At 45.7% G+C, this 361-nt stretch carries 1 pseudogene; it reads right to left on the bottom strand.

Going from position 1 to position 361, the window contains the following annotated elements:
* Positions 1-94: 94 nt before the first annotated feature.
* A pseudogene (locus FD23_RS09855) lies at positions 95-361 on the bottom strand (helix-turn-helix domain-containing protein); the annotation flags it as partial.

Raw genomic sequence — 361 nt, 5'->3', positions numbered from 1 at the left:
CCTAACAACTGATATGGCTTTTCATCCATGCAAACTACCGGCACTTTTGGATTGTAAGGAAGCTCATAAACATCCAGAACATCTTCCATGCAGGCTATGAATTCTGGGTCTTCTTTCTTTGGGAGGCACCAGTAGTCGCTGCGGTGAGGTCGAAGTTGGTTTTTTTTAGAGTTCTACGGATGGCTTCGCGACTGATTGGCTCATCAAGAATTATCTTCATTTGTGCTTCAAGAAGACGCAAAGTCCAACGGCTATGCCCCTTGGGAACAGGTCCACAGGCCACTTCGAGTAGTTTCGCTTCTACACGTCCATCAACTTTGCGTTGTGCGTTATCAGAATTAACACTGCGCTTAAGCTTGAT

Origin of the sequence: Lactobacillus delbrueckii subsp. delbrueckii DSM 20074 = JCM 1012 (assembly GCF_001433875.1) — a bacterium.
Taxonomy (GTDB): Bacteria; Bacillota; Bacilli; order Lactobacillales; family Lactobacillaceae; genus Lactobacillus; species Lactobacillus delbrueckii.
Note: the sequence above shows the minus strand (reverse complement) of the source record. Positions and strands in the feature narration are given on the sequence as shown.